The following is a 17,037-nucleotide window of genomic DNA, read 5'->3' as shown; positions in this document are numbered from 1 at the left end:
GTTGGGCCGGGGCCGGGGCAGGGGCAAGCGGAGGGGTCAGGCTGGGCCGAGGACGGCGGCGAGGGCGTCCAGGAAGCGGTCGGTGGTGGCCTCGTCCCGGACGGCGATCCGCAGCCACTCCTCGCCCAGCCCCGGGAAGGTGTCCCCGCGCCGGACGGCGAAGCCGCGCCCGCGCAGCCGCTCCCGGACGGCCGCCGCCTCCGGCAGCCGTACCAGGACGAAGGACGCGGCCGGCTCGCCGTACACCCGAAGAGTCGGGAAGGCGGCCAGGCCCTTCAGCAAGTACGTCCGCCACAGGGCCAGTTCGGCGGCCGCCTCCTCCGCCTCGGCCAGCGCGGCCGGGCTGCTGCACGCCTCGGCGGCGGCCAGCGCGGGGGTGGAGACCGGCCAGAGCGGCTGGGCGGCGCCGAGCGCGGCGATCAGCGGCGCGGGCCCGAGGACGTAGCCGATCCGCAGCCCGGCCAGGCCCCAGGTCTTGGTGAGGCTGCGCAGGACGACCACCTGGCCGGGCAGGTCCCGGGTCGGGGCGAGGGACTCGCGTTCGCCGGGCACGGTGTCCATGAACGCCTCGTCGACCACCAGGGTGCGTCCGGGGCGGGCGAGCGCGGCGACGGCGTCGGCGGGGTGCAGGACGGAGGTCGGGTTGGTGGGGTTGCCGAGGACGACCAGGTCGGCCTCCTCCGGGACGGCCCCCAGCCGGAACCCGTCCTCGGGGGGCAGCAGCACCCGGTGCACCTGGTGTCCGGCGTCCCGCAGCGCCGCCTCGGGTTCGGTGAACTGCGGGTGGACCACGATGATGTGACGTGCCGTCAGGACGCGGGCCAACAGGACGAAGGCCTCCGCCGCCCCCGAGGTGAGCAGCACCTCGTCGGCCGGCCGCCGGTGCCGGGCGGCCACCGCGGCGCGGGCGGCGCCCTGGTCGGGGTAGGCGGCGAGGTCGCCGAGGGTCGCCGCGAGCCGGTCGCGCAGCCAGGTCGGGGGTGTGCCGGTGCGGACGTTGACGGCGAGGTCGACCAGGCCGGACCCGTCGGCGCGCACCTCGGCGTCGCCGTGGTGGCGCAGGTCGGGTTCGGGGGCGGTCACGCGGGGTCTCCTTGCGGGTGGGCGGGCGCATCGGGGGTGAGCGGGTGGAGGGGCAGCCCCGGGACGCGGTGGACGTCGTACGCGCCTGGCGGCACGCTCAGCGCCGCGCCGTCGCCGAGGGCGACCAGCGCGACGGCGTGCCCGTGCGCGGCCAGGTCGACGGCCAGGTCGACAGCCAGGTCGACAGTCGGGTCGACGGCCGCGCCGGCGGCCGCCCCGGCGCCGTCGTCCGCCGCGATCCGCCTGGTCCCGGGCCGCAGCAGTTCGGCGACCGCCCCGACCGCGCCCGGCGCGCCCACGACCGCCGACGCGCGCCGCAGTTCCGCCAGCGCGCGCGGTACCAGCAGGTCGTGCGCGCCGGGCCCGAGCCCGACGACGGCGAGGCGTCCGCGGACCGCCGCCCGGGCGATCGCGACCGTCGCCGCGGCGGACTTCCGTTTGGTGGCGACGAGTTCGCCACCCGGGGCGCTCGCCAGGGCGGCCGCCTCGGCGACGCTCGCGGTGCCGACGGCCGCGCCGACCAGGTCCGACGGGTTCGGCACCGCCACCGCGGCCAGGGCCGCCGCCGGGTGCTCGTCCACCGGCACCCCGCCGAGGCAGAACGCGGCCCAGCGCACCTCCGGGTGGTCCGCCTTGCCGGCCACCGTCGCCAGCCGGGCGATCGAGGCGCGGGCCAGACCGTGTTCGGCCAGGGTGTCCGTGATCAGCCGCATCAGCTCGGAGTCCGTGGCGCCGCCGCCCGCGCCGACCCCGACGACCAAGGTGCGCGGGTGCACGAGGAGCACGTCCTCGCCGGGGTGGGCGCGGTCGGTGACCCGCAGGACAGGGCCTGGCTGCGCGACGGGCGGGGCGGTGGCCGGGGGAGGGCTGCTGGTCAGGACGGCCCGGACGCCGAGCAGGGCGGCGAGTTCCTCGGCCAGTTCGTCGGCGCCGCTGTCGCGGCCGGTCAGCGGGACGGCGTAGCGCAGGTCCAGGTCCAGGCTGACCAGGCCGGGCCCGCCCGGGCGCAGGTGCGAGCCGTCGATCAACAGCCGCACGGTGGTCGCGACCGGCGCGAGGCAGACCACCAGGTCGTCCCGGCCGAGGGCGTACTCCAGGGCCTCGGTCGGACCGAAGCAGGCACTGACCACCGCGGTGTGGATGCGGGTGGTCTCGGGCCAGGCGGCGTGGATCTCGTCGGCGAGCAGGCGGCCCGTCCCGTTGAGGGCGACCAGTCCGATCACGTCCCGCTCCTTCACCCAAAGCCCCGCGAACCCCGCGTACGGGCATCCGCGATCCCGCCACCAGGGCCCCCGTGATCCCATCACGCCCGGTCGGAACGGGTCAATCGGGGCGGCTGTGACGTGGACCGCCGACGGGCGGCAGCTGTTCGTCTGTTCTTCACTTGTCTTGTGCGGTACACGACACGGCGCGATCCTACTGTTCTCGGCGCTCCAACCAGGCAGCCCCGACGCACGGAGGACCCGATGGCCTTCGCACGACTCCGCACCCCCGGAACCACGTCCCCCCGCCGCCCCACCCGCCGCCCGCTCCGCCGACCCCTCACCGCCCTCGCCGCCGGGCTCGGCCTCGTCGGCGGCTCGCTCGGCCTGTGGGCCGCCGGCGGCAGCGCGGCCGCCGACACCGCCGGCGGGCTGCCCTCGCCCGACCACGTGATCGTCGTGATGATGGAGAACCACGCCTACTCGCAGGTCATCGGCAGCAGCTCCAGCGCGCCGTACATCAACAACACGCTGGTCGCCGGCGGCGCCGCGCTCACCCAGTCCTTCGCGCTCACCCACCCCAGCCAGCCCAACTACTACATGCTGTTCTCCGGCAGCGCCCAGGGCGTCACCGACGACAGCTGCGTCGACGTCGGCGCCCTCCAGCAGCCCAACCTGGGCTCCGAACTGCTCGCCGCCGGCCAGACCTGGGCCAGCTACAACGAGGGCCTGCCCGCCCAGGGCGCCACCGACTGCCGCGTCGACAACTACGCGCAGAAGCACAACCCGTGGTTCGGCTTCGGCAACGTGCCCGCCTCCAGCGCCTACGGCATGGACGCCTTCCCGACCGACTACACCACCCTGCCCAAGGTCTCCTTCGTCATCCCGGACCTGTGCAACGACATGCACGACTGTTCCGTCGGCACCGGTGACACCTGGCTGCAGACCAACCTCGCCGCCTACGCCACCTGGGCCAAGAGCCACAACAGCCTGCTCGTGGTCACCTTCGACGAGGACAACCGCCTCGCCGGCAACCGCATCCCGACCGTCGTCTACGGCGCCCACGTCACCCCCGGCAGCAGCACCGGCACCACCTACAACCACTACAACGTGCTGCGCACCCTGGAGGACCTCGCCGGGCTGACCACCCACGCGGGCAACGCCGCCAACGCCACCGACATCACCGGCATCTGGAACTGACGCCCGTGTACGTCGCGGACTCCCGCAGCTCCAAGGCCCCCGCCGCCCCGGCCTCCGCAACGGAGCCGCCGGGGCGGCGCGGCGCCGCCCTGCGCGCCGTACCCGGGACGGTGCTCGCCCTCGGCGCCGTCAGCCTGGTCACCGACATCTCCTCCGAGATGGTCACCGCCGTCCTGCCGCTCTACCTGCTCACCGGCCTCGGCCTCTCCCCGCTCGGGTTCGGGCTGCTGGACGGCATCCAGAACGGGTTCAGCGCGCTCGTGCGCCTCGCCGGGGGCCACCTCGCCGACCGTCGCGGCCGTGACGGCGCCGCCCGCCACAAGGCCGTCGCGGCCGTCGGCTACGGCCTGTCCGCGCTCTGCAAACCGCTGCTGCTGCTCGTCCACACCGTGCCGCTGATCGGCGCCGTGATCGCCGTCGACCGTACCGGCAAGGGCCTGCGCACCGCGCCCCGGGACGCGATGATCTCGCTCTCCACCGAACCCGCCCACCGCGGACGGGCGTTCGGCGTGCACCGGGCGATGGACACCGCCGGCGCCCTGCTCGGCCCGCTCACCGCCTTCCTCGTGCTGCGCCTGGCGGGCGGGCCGATGCTCGCCGACGGGGGCGAACGGCACGGCTACAACGCGGTGTTCACGGTCAGCGCGTGCGTCGCCGCCCTCGGCGTACTGGTCCTGCTGCTGTTCGTGCCGAACCGGACGTCGGCTGACGATTCGTCAACTGCCGTACCCTCGCTGCGTGACAGCCTCACCATGCTGCGGCTTCCCGGGCTGCGACGGCTCACGCTCTGCGCCGTCCTGCTCGGACTCACCACCGTCAGCGACTCCTTCCTCTACCTCCTCGTCCAGCGCCGGCTCGGCCTCTCCGTCGACCTGTTCCCGCTGCTGCCGCTGGGCACCGCCGCCGCCTTCCTGCTGCTCGCCGTCCCGCTCGGCGCCCTCGCCGACCGGATCGGCCGCCGCCGGCTCTTCCTCGGCGGGCACGTGCTGCTGCTGCTCGCGTACGGGCTGCTGCTCTCGCCGGCCGGCGGCCCGGCGGTGGCCGTCTGCGTCCTCGTGCTGCACGGCGCCTTCTACGCGGCCACCGACGGCGTGCTCGCCGCCGCCGCGGCCGACGCCGTCCCGGCCGGGCAGCGCGGCGCCGGACTCGCCCTGGTCGGCACCGGGCAGGCCCTCGCCCGGTTCGCCTGCTCGCTGCTGTTCGGCGCGCTGTGGAGCGCGGTCGGCGGCACCGGCGCGCTGGGCTGGTCGGCGGGGGCGCTCGCGCTCTGCGTGCTCGGCGCGGCCGCCGTCCTGCGTGAACCCGCCGCCACCACCACCGTCGAGGAGAGCCCGTGAACCGACTCCAGAACCGGACCAGGGTGATCATCCTCCTGGCCGCCGTCCTGCTGCTCGGCGCCGTCGGCACCGGGGCCGTCCTCCACGCCGCCGACCGCACCGCCCGGCGCGACCAGGCCCAGCCCGGCGGCCCCGCCGTCACCGAGGGCGCCGTCACCCTGCAAGAGCCCTCCGAGGGGCGGAAACTGGTCTTCCGCAACATGGCCTGGGGCCCGCACCGCGACGAACTCACCGCCGTCCCCGCCGACCGCCCGGACGGTCCGCGCACCGCCTCCGGCGTCCAGTGCCTGCGCTTCTACGCCGCCGCCGGCACCGGCATCTGCCTCCAGGCCCAGCACGGCGCCCTGGAGGACACCTACCGAGCCGTCGTCCTCGACGACCACCTGCGCGAACGGCGCTCCTACCCGGCGGCCGGCATCCCCACCCGCTCCCGGGTCTCCCCGTCCGGACACCTCGCCGCCTGGACGGTCTTCGTCAGCGGCGACTCCTACGCGGGCACCGACTTCTCCACCCGCACCTCCATCGTCGACGTCCGCGACTGGAACCTCCGGGACAACCTGGAGACCTTCGACGTGATCAAGGACGGCCACCCGTACCAGGCCCACGACATCAACATCTGGGGCGTGACCTTCGCCGACGACAACACCTTCTACGCGACCCTCGCCACCGGCGGCCACACCCACCTCGCCCGCGGCGACCTCGCCGCCCACACCCTCACCACCCTGCACGAGAACGTCGAGTGCCCCTCGCTCTCCCCGGACGGCACCCGCATCGCGTACAAGAAGCGCGTCCCCGGCCTGTCCCCCGATGCCCCCTGGCGCCTGTACGTCCTCGACCTCGCCACCATGACCGAGACCGCCACCGCCGAACAGCGCAACATCGACGACCAGGCCGTCTGGTCGGACAGCGGTACGCTCCTCTACGCCATGCCCGGCGACTACGGCGCCGACCTGTGGACCGTCCCCGCCGACGGCGGCGGCGCCCCCCGGCGGGTAACCCAGGCCGCGGTCGCCCCCGCCTACCTGGGCTGAGGAACTCTCGGCTACGGTCCCTCGTCGAGCACAATGACGTCCTGATCGAACGGGGGAACGACAATCGTGGACGGCATCCCGCCCGAGCGCGCGGTCACCGACTCCTGGCCGGCCCTGCACGGCCGACCCGTCCTGCGGCGCACCGTCGCCGTCGGACTGGTCCTCTGCGTGTCCGTCGCGGCCGCCCTCGTGGTGCGCGGCGTCAACTCGCTCACCGCCGGCCGCGTCGGCCGCGAGACCGACCGCGACCGGGCCGAACTCCTCGCCGGCCTCCACCCCTCCCAGCACCCCGGCGTCGGCCGCTCCTACGTCCCCGTCGGCGCCATCTACACCCACACCCCCGACGGCGCCCCCATCGCCTACCTGCACTACCGCGTCGCGGGCAAGGACGTCGGCCTCGGCGACTTCCTCCGCGCCTACGACCTCCCGGCCCCCGGCCCCGCCGCCCCCCTCCCCGCCGACCTCACCGCCGCCCTCGGCGGCGACGGCCCGGCCGAGGCCCCCGAACTCCTCCCGGACCCCGAGCCCGCCCCGACCCCCACCCCGTCACCCACCCTCTCCCTCACCCCCACCGCCGACCCGGCGCCCCCGGCACCCCCTGGTCTCCAGGCCGCCGACCCCGACGCCGAACCAGACGCCGACGCCGACGCCGACCCCACCCCGGACCTCGACGACGACACCCCCTCCGTCACCCTCCCCCCGACCCCGACCCCGACCTCCACCCCGACACCCACACCCACACCCACCCCCTCCCTCACCCCCACCACGCCCCCCACCCACCCCCAGACCACCCGCCGCATCTACGTCGCCACCATCCCCGGCGCCGCCCCCGGCGCCGCCGACATCTACATCCGCGCCACCGGCTGAGCCCGCAGCGCGGCAGCTCAGGCCACGTCCCGGTCGATGGTGAACGCCATGACGCTCCCCGGCTGGAGCGGGAAGGGCAGCTGGATCAGGCCTGCCGTGTTGTTGAAGGGGGCGGGGAAGGTGGCCCGGACACTTGCGCCGTGGGCCGCCCCGAGTGCGCTGATCTCCGAGGCGTTCACGCTCAGGCGGGTAGGTTTGAGAGCAGGGTCGATGGTGAGCCGGTACTCGGCATCGGTGACGTGGCGGAACACCTGAGCCTGGATGCGGACCCGGCGATCATGGCCCACGAACTTGCGTGCCGTGATGCTCAGCTCGACGAGATGGCCCATGGTGACCTGGGCGTCGCGAGGCACCGAGAAGTGGTCGATCCGGGCTCGCCCGCCGGCGACGGTCTCATGCGTCGAGGGCCTGCGTTCCAGGTCCCGGTTGTCCACCCGGACCGCTCCGATGGTGAAGACCTCGGGATCGTCCGGATCCAGGTTGTCGTCGACCATCCACCGGAGCAGGCACTCCGGCCCGGTGAATCCGTCCAGGCCCGCGTCGTCGTTGGAGGCGAGACAGGCGATGGTCACCGTCTTGGGGAGGACGTCGATCCGGTAGGAGATCCGGAAGCTCTGGTAGAGGTAGTCGGGGTGGGCGTCGCCTGCGGGCGCAGGTGAGAGCAGGCAGTCGTAGCGGTAGGCGGACAGCGCGCCGGAGAACAGCGGATCGCGTACCGGGCCGAGGACGTCCTGCATGCCGCGAAGGACGGCGCTGTCCACCTGCTCCGTGGTCTCCCGCACGGTGAGGGATCCGATGGCCAGGGTCACGGCCGCGGCCGAGACGAAGGCGCCGCCGATGAGGCTGAGAACGGTGGCGACGACCTGCTGGTGGGTCAGCAGTGCGGCCGCCACCACGCACGCCAGTCCCGTGGTGAGTGCGAGGATGTTGACGAGCGCCAGGATCTTGCGCAGTTGTCGCTCTCGAGACACGGCCATGCGGCACCCCCGTGGGCGACGTCAGAACGCCGCACCGTCTGCGATGATCCGGACGATCCGCTCGGAGACTTCCCCGATCTCCTGCGCCGTACGAACGTTATCGGACTGATTGTCCGTCAGAAACACCATGGCGATGGGAGTGGCCGGATGGAGGACGATGCCCGCATCGTTGACGATGCCACGTAGGCTGCCGGTCTTGTGCCGCACCGGGACATCGTCGTCCAGCCGGGACGGAATCCTGTCGTTCCTCAGGTAGTTGACCAGGTACCGGCGGATCGGCTCCAGATGCGGCGCCCGGTCGATGTGCTCGACCAGCCGCAGCACGTCCTCGGCGGTGGTGGTGTTGGCGCGTCCGAGGGGGCCGAGTTCACGCTCGGAGAACCCTGCCGGGAAGAGGGTCGCGTGTAGTCCGAGTGTCTTGATCGTGGAGTCGATCCGGTCCTGACCCAGCACCGCGCGAAGGTGCTCGGCCGCTGGATTGTCACTGGTCACCAGGGTGAAGCCACACAGCTCCCGTACGGTGACGGTCGAATCGGGGTCGAGGGCTTGGAGCACGCTCGGGTACATGGTGCCGGGAAGGGATCCGATGCGGACCCGGGCGTCCAGGTCGACTTCGCCGCGCTCGGCCCACTCGAAGAGCGCGACCCCCAGGATCATCTTCGCCAGGCTCGCGGCGGGCAGCACGAGGTCCGCACGGTGGGCGACGGTGAGCTGCGGGTTGCCGAGTGTCTTGACCAGGACGCTGCGCACACCCGCGTTGGTACCTTGGGCGAACTCCTCGATCTGTGCGGCGATCGCAGTACGCACGCCGTCGGAATCGACCATCAGGCCACCCCGTTCCTTTCGCGCCGGTTGGGTTCAGGCTAACTGTCGTCTACCCGCCCGGGGGCATCACACGCCATGTGCTAGGAGCGCATCCTCGCGTCCAACTCGACGGCCTGGCGGGCAAGATCCGCATCGCCCACGGTGGCGCCGAGCCCCTGCTGGGCTGAGCGCGGCCCCCGGCGTCTGTGGCTGAACCGCCGCGCGGTCCGGCACTTCGGCGTACGTTGGGGGGCCGGGGCGGCCCGGCGGTGACGGTCGGTCCGGGCGTGCGCGTGCGGCGGCAGGCGGCCGTAGTGGTCGGGCCGTTCGCGTGTCCATGCCCTCCCCGGTGGCGTTAACCCGGCGGGAACCGCACCGGAGGAGGAGCCGATGAAGGACAGGACCCCCAGGGACATCGCCGTCGACGACCAGCTGCGGGCGGCCGGGGCGGAGGGCGCCCAGTGGCTCAGTGCCGCCGGGTGGGGGCCGCCGGTGACGGTCCCGGTGCAGAGGGCCGCCAGGTGGCAGCAGGAGACCAGGGCCCGGATGCTGGCGGCGCAGGCGGACGAGTCCTGTACGTGGTGCGTCCACCTGCTCAACGGCGGCCCCCAGCCCGTGGTCGTCCACGCCGAGCACCCGACCCACCTGGTCTGCCGCGCCTGCTCCATCGCCGCCCGCCCCCGCCGCGTCTGCCTGGACTGCGGCGGGCCGGCCGCCTCCGCCTCCCCGGCGGACGGCCGCGAGGACGTCTTCATGGGCCCGGTGGCGATCTACACCCGCCTCCGCTGCGCCCCCTGCCACCGCGCCGACCGCCCCGATCCCCTGACCGGCACCTTCGGCAACGGCCCGTCCTGAGACGGGCAGGGCGCGGCCGGGCGGCCCCGTGCGGTTGACTTCGGAACGTGTTCCGAACTAGCGTCGAGCCATGTCGACTCTCACCGTGTCGTTCTCCGACCTGTCGAAGAACTCCAAGCGCGTCGCGGACAGTGTGGAGCGAGTCCAGCGCGTGCACGTCACGCGGCGCGACGGGGAGGACCTGTACCTCACCACTGAGCGTCACGACCGTCAGCGCGAGCAGACCGCGGATGTCGCCGCTCGCCTGTTCGCCGCGTTGATCAGCAGCGATGAGGGCGCGCAGGCAGTGCTCCTGGCTCTCCCCGCCGTCTTCCCCTGGGTCCGGCACCTGTCGGCCGATGAGGTGCGCGAGTTCGTCGTCGACCTCGTGGACGCGACGCGCGACGCCGTGGACCTGGGCGTGCACGCCAATCTGCACCGGGTGATAGTCGAGTGGCGAGCCACCGCGAGAGTGCTGGCGGATCCGGAGCTGGCGGCAGAGCTCGCCAGGCCCCTGCCCGGTGACGATCACGGCGAGGTGATCGAGCCGTGAGCCCGAAGCGCGGTGATGATGTGGCGCCCCCGCCCGTCGGGGCGGAGTGGCGGCTGCGATTCGGTACGACGGAGGCGGCCAAGGGGTGGGCAGAGCTGTGTGCGGAGGCGGCCGGGAACGCCCGCCGCTGTTTCGAGGCGCTCCGGGCGAACCCCCTGTCCACGGGGGATCCGGATCGGCAGCACCGGCTGCGGGGCCGGCTGGCCGCTCGCGTATTCGGGGGTGTCGAGCTGCCGCAGTGGGAGTACGAGGTGACCGCTGGCGGCCGGGTGCGGTACGTGGTGGACGAGGCCGCCCGCGTTGTCCACCTCGTCTATGCCTCGCCCAGGCATCCGAAGGACACCGAGGCGTAGCGGACGGGCGTCCGGCCCTCGGGCCCTGCCGACGCAGGGCCGCCGCCGAGGGGGGTCACGGTGACGCGGGGCTCCCGGGGGTTGCCTGGTAGGTGGCTGCGGCGGAGGTGAAGGAGGTGGCCAGGGACGGGGCTCCGGCCCAGTGCAGGTGCAGGTAGGAGGCGTGGACGTGGCTGCCCGCGAAGCCCTCGGCGCGGGGGCCGGTGGGCAGGCGCCAGCCCCAGGCGGGGTGTTCGCCCGCGCCCGGTTCGCAGACCGTGCGGTGGAACTCGTGGCCGCGCACCCGGGTGCCGGTCGGGGCGAGCGGGGAGTCGTGCAGGGCGACGGCCTCCCGGTAGCCGAGGGTGAGCCGTTCGGTCATCCGGGCTCCGGTGTCCAGCACGCCGCACATCGGCAGGCCGTCCAACTCGCGCCCGAGGTAGAGCAGTCCGGCGCATTCGGCGGCGATCGGGCCGCCGCCGGCGGCGAACGCCGAGATGGCGCCGCGCAGCGCCGTGTTGCCGCTGAGTTCCCGGACGTACAGCTCGGGGAAGCCGCCACCGATCACCAGGCCGGCCGTGCCGTCGGGCAGTGCCGAGGCGTGCAGCGGGTCGAAGGGGACGACCTCGGCGCCTGCGGCGGTGAGGAGTTCGGCGTTCTCGGCGTACGAGAAGGAGAACGCGGCGCCGCCCGCCACCGCGATCCGCGGCGTGCCGGCGACCGGGTCGACCTCGGCCGACGGGTCCCACGGTTCGGCGGTCAACTCCGGTGCCGTCCGCGCAAGTTCGAGCAGGGCGTCCAAGTCGACCGAGGCGGCGACGAGTTCACCCATGTCGGCGACGGCGCGCAGGGCCTCCGCCGAGCGCTCCACGGCGGGGATCAGCCCGAGGTGGCGGGACGGCGTGGCGACGGCGGTGGAGCGGCGCAGCGCGCCCAGCACGGGCACGCCCGAGCCCTCCTCCAAGGCCTCGCGCAGGAGGTGCTCGTGCCGGTCGGAGGCGACCCGGTTGAGGATCACCCCGGCGAGGCGCACCTCAGGGTCCCAGGAGGCGAAGCCGTGCACCAGCGCGGCCACCGACCGGGACTGCGAGGAGCCGTCCACCACCAGGACCACGGGCGCCCGCAGGAGCTTGGCGACGTGCGCGGTGGAGGCCAGCTCCCCCCGCCCGGAGGCTCCGTCGAACAGGCCCATGACCCCCTCGACCACCGCGACGTCGGCCCCTGCCGCACCGTGCAGGAAGAGCGGGGCGATCCGCTCCGGGCCGCACATGAAGGCGTCCAGGTTGCGGCCCGGGCGCCCGGCGGCGAGCGCGTGGTAGCCCGGGTCGATGTAGTCGGGGCCGACCTTGTGCGGGGACACCGCCAGCCCGCGCGCGGCGAGCGCCGCGATCAGGCCGGTGGCGACGGTGGTCTTGCCGGCGCCGGAGGAGGGCGCGGCGATGACGAGGCGGGGGATGGCGGCCAACGGCCTGCCGGCAGTGCTCAACGGTCTACCACTCGATACCGCGCTGGCCCTTGCGGCCGGCGTCCATGGGGTGCTTGACCTTGGTCATCTCGGTGACCAGATCGGCGAATCCGGTCAGCGGCTCGGGCGCGTACCGGCCGGTGATGACGACGTGCTGGCTGCCCGGGCGGTCCTTGAGCACCGACACGACCTCTTCGGGGTCGACCCAGCCCCAGTGCATCGGGTAGGTGAACTCGTCCAGCACGTAGAAGCGGTAGGTCTCGGCCGCCAGGTCGCGCTTGACCTGCTCCCAGCCCTCCTTGGCGGCCGCCTCGCTGTCCATCTCCATCTCGCTGGAACGCTGGATCCACGACCAGCCGGAGCCCATCTTGTGCCAGTCGACCGTCCCGCCCTCGCCGGAGGCGCCGAGCACGCGCAGCGCGTTCTCCTCGCCGACCTTCCACTTGGCGGACTTCACGAACTGGAACACCCCGACGGGCCAGCCCTGGTTCCAGGCCCGCAGCGCCATGCCGAACGCGGCCGTGGACTTGCCCTTGCCGGGGCCGGTGTGCACGGCGGTGATCGGCTGCGTGCGGCGCTGACGGGTCGTCAGGCCGTCGTCGGGGACGCTCTCGGGGACACCCTTGGGCATGTCGGCTCAGGCCGCCTTTCGCATGGTGGTAGCACGGTTCTCGCGCCGGCTGTCCTGCCGGTTCTCGCGGACGAGCGAGGCGACGCCCTCGGGGCGCAGCTCGTCCAGGCTGACGGCGGTGCCGCCGAGCAGCCCGGCCAGGGTGCGGGCGAGGCCGAGCCGGACGGGGCCGGACTCGCAGTCCAGCACCACGCTGGCTGTGCCCTGTGCGGCGAACAGCCCGGCCGCGCGCTGCGACCGGGCGAGCGCGTCCCGCCCGCCGGTGGCCCGGCCGTCGGTCACCACGACCAGCAGCGGGCGGCGGCTCGGGTCGCGCAGCCGCTCCACCCGCAGTACCTCGTGCGCGCGCAGCAGGCCGGCGGCCAGCGGGGTGCGGCCACCGGTGGGCAGCGACTCCAGCCGGGCCGCGCCGACCTCCACGGACGACGTCGGCGGCAGCGCCAGTTCGGCGTCCGCGCCCCGGAAGGTGATCATGCCGATCTTGTCGCGCCGCTGGTAGGCGTCCATCAGCAGGGACAGCACGGCGCCCTTGACGGCGGTCATCCGCTGCCGGGCGGCCATCGAGCCGGAGGCGTCGACGACGAACAGCACCAGGTTGGACTCCCGCCCCTGGCGGACCTGTTCGCGGAAGTCGTCCTTGCGCAGCACCAGCGCCCGGCCGGCCCGCCCGCGCGCGGCCTGGTGCGGTGCGGCGGCCTGCAGGGTGGCGGTCAGGTGCAGGCGGCTGAGCGCGCCCTGGGGGCGCCGGGCGCGCACGGTGTGCCCGCCGGTGGTCTCGGCGGGGGAGCGGCGGCCCTGGGCGCCGTGGCCGGTGCCCTGCACGGTGAACAGCTTGGTCCGGTACGGGTCGCCGGCCGCGACCGGCGCCGACTCCCGTGCGGGGGCGGGGTGTTGGGTCGGTACGGGCTGCTGGAGCGGTTCCTCCGGCTCGGCGGCCGACGCTTCCGGGCCGGAGGCGGGCTCGGGGGCTCCGCCGCCGTCCGGGCCGCCGCCGGGGCCGCCGTCCGGGCCCGGACCGTCGTCCTCGGGGCCGTCGCCCTCGCCCTCGCCCTCAGCCTCTCCCGAACCCCCGGACCCCCCGGACCCCTCGGGCTCCGAAGGCTCCTCGGGCTCCTCGGGCTCCGAAGGCTGCGCGTGCTCCTCCAGCGTCCGGTCGAGCTGCTCCTCGTCCAGCCCCGGCGCGTCGAAGGGGTTGCGGCGGCGCCGGTGCGGCAGCGCCAGCTGGGCGGCCTTGCGGACGTCCTCCTCCAGCACCTCGGTCCGCCCGTCCCAGGCGGCGAGCGCGACGGCGGTGCGGGCCATCACGATGTCGGCGCGCAGCCCGTCGACCTCGAACGCGGCGCACACGGCGGTGATCTGACGCAGCGCCACATCCGTCAGCTCCACCTTGGGCAGCAACTCCCGGGCGGCGGTGATGCGTTCGGCGAGCGCCTGCTCGTCCGCGGCGAACCGCGCGGCGAAGCCGGCCGGGTCGGCGTCGTAGCCGAGCCGGCGGCGGACCACCTCGGCGCGCTCGGCCGGGTCCCGGGTGGCGGCGATCTCGACGGTCAGGCCGAACCGGTCGAGCAGCTGCGGACGCAGCTCGCCCTCCTCCGGGTTCATCGTGCCGACCAGCAGGAAGCGGGCGGCGTGCCGCACCGACACGCCCTCGCGCTCGACGTACGAGCGGCCCATCGCGGCGGCGTCCAGCAGCAGGTCCACGACGTGGTCCTGGAGCAGGTTCACCTCGTCGATGTAGAGCACGCCGCGGTGCGCCTTGGCGAGCAGCCCCGGCTCGTACGCCTTGACGCCCTCGGCGAGCGCCCGTTCCAGGTCGAGCGAGCCGACGATCCGGTCCTCGGCCACGCCGACCGGCAACTCGACCAGCTGGGCGGGGCGTTCGGACGCCGAGGGGCGGTCGTGCGGCCCGTCCGGGCACTGCGGGTCCGGAGCGGCCGGGTCGCAGGCGAACCGGCAGCCGTCGACGGCCGCGAGGGTCGGCAGCAGGCCGGCCAGCGCGCGTACCATGGTCGACTTCGCGGTGCCCTTCTCGCCGCGCACCAGCACGCCGCCCACGGCCGGCGAGACCGCGTTGAGCAGCAGCCCGAGCCGCAGGTCGGGCATGCCGACGATCGCGGTGAACGGATAGCGGACGTCACTCATGCATACTCCCCAGGTGCCCCGGGCGCCAGGAACGGCAGCGATCCGGCCGCCGGCACCCCGCCCTCGATCAGCTTCCACAGCGCGTCGGTGTCCGCGTGTTCCTCGATCAGGTCGCCCAGCCGGTCCAGCCGGGCCTCGCGCGCCTCGGCGAACGAGGTGTCCGGCGCCGGCACGAACGCCCGTCCCGCCAACGCGGCGACCTCGCGCAGGAGTTCACGACGGAAGCCGTCGTTCTCCAGCGCGCCGTGCCAGGTCGTGCCCCACACCGGGCCGACCCGGCAGCCGTCCAGGCCGTGCCCGTCGTCATCGGAGAAGAACGGTTCGCCCCCCTCCACGGCCACCACCCCGTGGTGGATTTCGTACCCCTCGACCCGCTGCCCGTACGCCGTGCCGACCGGCCGCGCCAGCACCTTCTCGGCGCCGAACCGCACGTGCGTCGGCAGCAGGCCCAGGCCGTCGACCGAGCCGGCCCCGGACTCCACCTCGTCCTCGATCCCGCGCGCCAGCATCTGGTAGCCGCCGCACACTCCGAGGACCGGCAGCCCGGCCGCCGCCCGCGCCTTCAGCGCCGGCTCCAGGCCGCGTTCGCGCAGCCAGGCCAGGTCGGCCACGGTGGCCCGGGTGCCGGGCAGCACCACCAGGTCGGCGTCGGCCAGTTCCTCCGGCCGGGTCACCCAGCGCACCAGCACGCCGGGCTCCTGGGCCAGCGCGTCCAGGTCGGTGAAGTTCGACAGCCGGGGGAAGCGCACCACGGCGACCCGCAGCACGTCCGCCCCGAGCGGGCCGCGGCCGTCCACCCGGTCCACCACCGTGGACAGGTCCAGCGAGTCCTCGGCGTCCAGCCACAGGCCCGGCAGCATCGGCAGGGTGCCCAGCACCGGACGGCCGGTCAGCCCGTGCAGCATCTCCAGGCCGGGCGCCAGCAGCCGCGCGTCGCCGCGGAACTTGTTGACGAACCAGCCCGCCACATGCCGCTGGTCCTCCGCCGACAGCAGTGCCAGCGTCCCGTACATCGCCGCGAAGACGCCGCCGCGGTCGATGTCCCCGACCACCACCACCGGCAGCCCGGCGGCCGTCGCCAGGCCCATGTTGGCGATGTCCCGGTCCCGCAGGTTGATCTCGGCGGGCGAGCCGGCGCCCTCACAGACCACCACCTCGTAGCGGCGGCGCAGATCCGCCAGGCACTCCAGCGACCGTTCCAGCAGGACGGGCTTGCGCTCGCGGTAGTCCAGCGCGCCCACCTCGGCGACCGGCCGGCCCAGCAGCACCACCTGGCTGCGGCCGTCCGCGCCCGGCTTCAGCAGCACCGGGTTCATCGCCGCCTCCGGTTCCACCCGGGCCGCCTGCGCCTGCATCGCCTGTGCCCGGCCGATCTCGGCGCCGTCGGCGGTGACGAAGGAGTTCAGCGACATGTTCTGCGCCTTGAACGGAGCGACCCGCACCCCCTGTCGGGCCAGCCAGCGGCAGATGCCCGCGGTCACCACGCTCTTGCCCGCGTCCGAGGTCGTCCCGGCGACCAGCAGTGCGTTGCTCATGCCCTTCCCTTCCACCGTGTCGTCAGCGAGCGCAGCGCGACGTGCCCCGCGACCGTCGTACCCAGGGCCAGCGCGCCCACCCGCCGGGAGAGCACGCAGGCCCGCTCGATGTCGTCGACCGTCACCGGCCGCAACTCCGCGCCCAGCACCGGCCGGTGCTCCACCCGCTCCCCGTACTGGAGGGTCCCGCCCAGTCGGACGCCCACCGCGCCCGCGAAGGCCGCCTCCGCCTGGCCCGCGTTCGGGCTCGGGTGCGCCGAGCCGTCCCGCCGCCAGACCCGCCAGGCCGTTTTCGGCTGCGGCGCGGCGGCCACCGTGAGCAGCGCCGTCAGCCGGGCGCCCGGCCAGCCCGCCACGTCGTCCAGCCGGGCCGAGGCCCAGCCGAACCGGGCGTACCGCGGCGAGCGGTGGCCGACCATCGCGTCCAGCGTGTTCACCGCGCGGAACGCCAGCAGCCCCGGGGTGCCCGCCAGCGCGCCCCAGACCAGCGCGTTCACCACGGCGTCCGCCGTGTTCTCGGCCACCGACTCGACCACCGCGCGGGCGATCTGAGGCCCGTCCAGCGCGCTCGGGTCCCGCCCGCACAGGTGCGGCAGCCGCTCCCGCGCGGCCGTCAGGTCGCCGGTGGCCAGTGACCGGCCGATGGTGCGCGCCTCGCGGGTCAGCGAGGTGCCGCCCAGCACCGTCCAGGTCGCGGCGGCCGCCAGCGCGGTCCGGCCCAGCGGACGCCGGCCCACCGTACGGTCCAGGGCCGCCGCGCCGGCCGCGACCGCGCCCACGCACAGCGCCGTGTACCCGGCGCCGGCCACCCGGTCGTCCTGCCACACCCGCCGCTCCAGCCGGGTCGCCGCACTGCCGAAGACGGCCACCGGGTGGCCGCGCCGGGGGTCGGCGAAGCGGGCGTCGGCGGCGAAGCCCGCGGCGGCGCCGAGCGCGAACGCGGCGGCGCGGGTCAGCGGGCGCACGGCGGGTTCGGCGGAAGGCCGCGTGGGGTCCGGCAGGGCGGGGCAGCCTGCATCGCGTGCGTGTCCTCACTCAGGGTCC

Annotated in this window: 16 protein-coding genes; 7 read left to right on the top strand and 9 right to left on the bottom strand. The window is 74.6% G+C overall.

The window, feature by feature from the left end:
* Positions 1-36: 36 nt before the first annotated feature.
* Together cobC and ABT015_RS18810 are read right to left on the bottom strand one after the other, a co-directional pair.
* Complete coding sequence (cobC, locus tag ABT015_RS18815) at positions 37-1,083, bottom strand: Rv2231c family histidinol phosphate aminotransferase CobC (RefSeq protein WP_350880351.1); 1,047 nt, start codon at positions 1,081-1,083, stop codon at positions 37-39.
* Positions 1,080-2,306: a cobalamin biosynthesis protein gene (locus tag ABT015_RS18810; protein ID WP_350880349.1), complete on the bottom strand. Its 1,227-nt coding sequence runs from the start codon at positions 2,304-2,306 to the stop codon at positions 1,080-1,082. Before ABT015_RS18810 ends, cobC begins: the two co-directional genes overlap by 4 nt.
* Before the next feature lie 243 nt (positions 2,307-2,549).
* Between ABT015_RS18810 and ABT015_RS18805 the strand changes: the two genes are divergently transcribed.
* The 4 genes from ABT015_RS18805 (at position 2,550) to ABT015_RS18790 (ending at position 6,720) form a co-directional block, all read left to right on the top strand.
* Positions 2,550-3,485, top strand: coding sequence for an alkaline phosphatase family protein (locus ABT015_RS18805; protein WP_350880347.1), 936 nt, complete (start codon positions 2,550-2,552; stop codon positions 3,483-3,485).
* Positions 3,486-3,490: 5 nt separating this feature from the next.
* Positions 3,491-4,822: an MFS transporter gene (locus ABT015_RS18800; protein ID WP_350880345.1), complete on the top strand. Its 1,332-nt coding sequence runs from the start codon at positions 3,491-3,493 to the stop codon at positions 4,820-4,822.
* A complete protein-coding gene (locus ABT015_RS18795) occupies positions 4,819-5,853 on the top strand; it encodes a TolB family protein (protein ID WP_350880343.1) in 1,035 nt (344 codons plus the stop codon). Before ABT015_RS18800 ends, ABT015_RS18795 begins: the two co-directional genes overlap by 4 nt.
* A gap of 66 nt (positions 5,854-5,919) precedes the next feature.
* Positions 5,920-6,720 carry a hypothetical protein gene (locus ABT015_RS18790; protein WP_350880341.1) on the top strand — a complete coding sequence of 267 codons (801 nt, stop codon included), beginning with the start codon at positions 5,920-5,922 and terminating at the stop codon, positions 6,718-6,720.
* Between the two features lie 17 nt (positions 6,721-6,737).
* Here ABT015_RS18790 and ABT015_RS18785 read toward each other — a convergent pair whose 3' ends face one another.
* Both ABT015_RS18785 and ABT015_RS18780 read right to left on the bottom strand, forming a co-directional pair.
* Positions 6,738-7,697, bottom strand: coding sequence for a hypothetical protein (locus ABT015_RS18785; protein WP_350880339.1), 960 nt, complete (start codon positions 7,695-7,697; stop codon positions 6,738-6,740).
* 21 nt (positions 7,698-7,718) lie between these two features.
* Positions 7,719-8,522, bottom strand: a complete 804-nt coding sequence (locus ABT015_RS18780) for a serine hydrolase (protein WP_350880337.1) — start codon at positions 8,520-8,522, stop codon at positions 7,719-7,721.
* 369 nt (positions 8,523-8,891) lie between these two features.
* Between ABT015_RS18780 and ABT015_RS18775 the strand changes: the two genes are divergently transcribed.
* The 3 genes from ABT015_RS18775 (at position 8,892) to ABT015_RS18765 (ending at position 10,241) form a co-directional block, all read left to right on the top strand.
* Positions 8,892-9,356: a hypothetical protein gene (locus ABT015_RS18775; RefSeq protein WP_350880335.1), complete on the top strand. Its 465-nt coding sequence runs from the start codon at positions 8,892-8,894 to the stop codon at positions 9,354-9,356.
* Between the two features lie 70 nt (positions 9,357-9,426).
* Positions 9,427-9,888, top strand: coding sequence for a prevent-host-death family protein (locus tag ABT015_RS18770; RefSeq protein WP_350880333.1), 462 nt, complete (start codon positions 9,427-9,429; stop codon positions 9,886-9,888).
* On the top strand, positions 9,885-10,241 hold the full coding sequence (locus tag ABT015_RS18765) for a type II toxin-antitoxin system RelE family toxin (RefSeq protein ID WP_350880331.1): 357 nt from the start codon (positions 9,885-9,887) through the stop codon (positions 10,239-10,241). The genes ABT015_RS18770 and ABT015_RS18765 overlap by 4 nt, the downstream gene beginning before the upstream one ends.
* A 55-nt stretch (positions 10,242-10,296) precedes the next feature.
* Here ABT015_RS18765 and ABT015_RS18760 read toward each other — a convergent pair whose 3' ends face one another.
* Genes ABT015_RS18760 through ABT015_RS18740 form a run of 5 tightly spaced genes read right to left on the bottom strand, consistent with a single transcriptional unit; the run spans position 10,297 to position 16,958 of the window.
* Positions 10,297-11,706 carry a cobyrinic acid a,c-diamide synthase CobB gene (locus tag ABT015_RS18760; protein ID WP_350880329.1) on the bottom strand — a complete coding sequence of 470 codons (1,410 nt, stop codon included), beginning with the start codon at positions 11,704-11,706 and terminating at the stop codon, positions 10,297-10,299.
* A gap of 4 nt (positions 11,707-11,710) precedes the next feature.
* The gene (cobO, locus tag ABT015_RS18755) at positions 11,711-12,316 is read right to left on the bottom strand and encodes a cob(I)yrinic acid a,c-diamide adenosyltransferase (protein ID WP_350880327.1); all 606 of its coding nucleotides are present in this window, start codon (positions 12,314-12,316) and stop codon (positions 11,711-11,713) included.
* Between the two features lie 6 nt (positions 12,317-12,322).
* On the bottom strand, positions 12,323-14,458 hold the full coding sequence (locus ABT015_RS18750; RefSeq protein WP_350880325.1) for a putative cobaltochelatase: 2,136 nt from the start codon (positions 14,456-14,458) through the stop codon (positions 12,323-12,325).
* A complete protein-coding gene (locus tag ABT015_RS18745; protein WP_350880323.1) occupies positions 14,455-15,993 on the bottom strand; it encodes a cobyric acid synthase in 1,539 nt (512 codons plus the stop codon). The genes ABT015_RS18750 and ABT015_RS18745 overlap by 4 nt, the downstream gene beginning before the upstream one ends.
* Positions 15,990-16,958 (bottom strand): cobalamin biosynthesis protein, encoded by a 969-nt coding sequence (locus ABT015_RS18740; RefSeq protein WP_350880321.1) that lies wholly within the window; start codon positions 16,956-16,958, stop codon positions 15,990-15,992. Before ABT015_RS18740 ends, ABT015_RS18745 begins: the two co-directional genes overlap by 4 nt.
* Between the last annotated feature and the right edge of the window lie 79 nt (positions 16,959-17,037).

Source organism: Kitasatospora sp. NPDC094016, from assembly GCF_040304045.1.
Lineage (GTDB): Bacteria > Actinomycetota > Actinomycetes > Streptomycetales > Streptomycetaceae > Kitasatospora.
The sequence above is the reverse complement of the archived record's forward strand: the minus strand, read 5'-3'. Positions and strand labels throughout refer to the sequence as shown.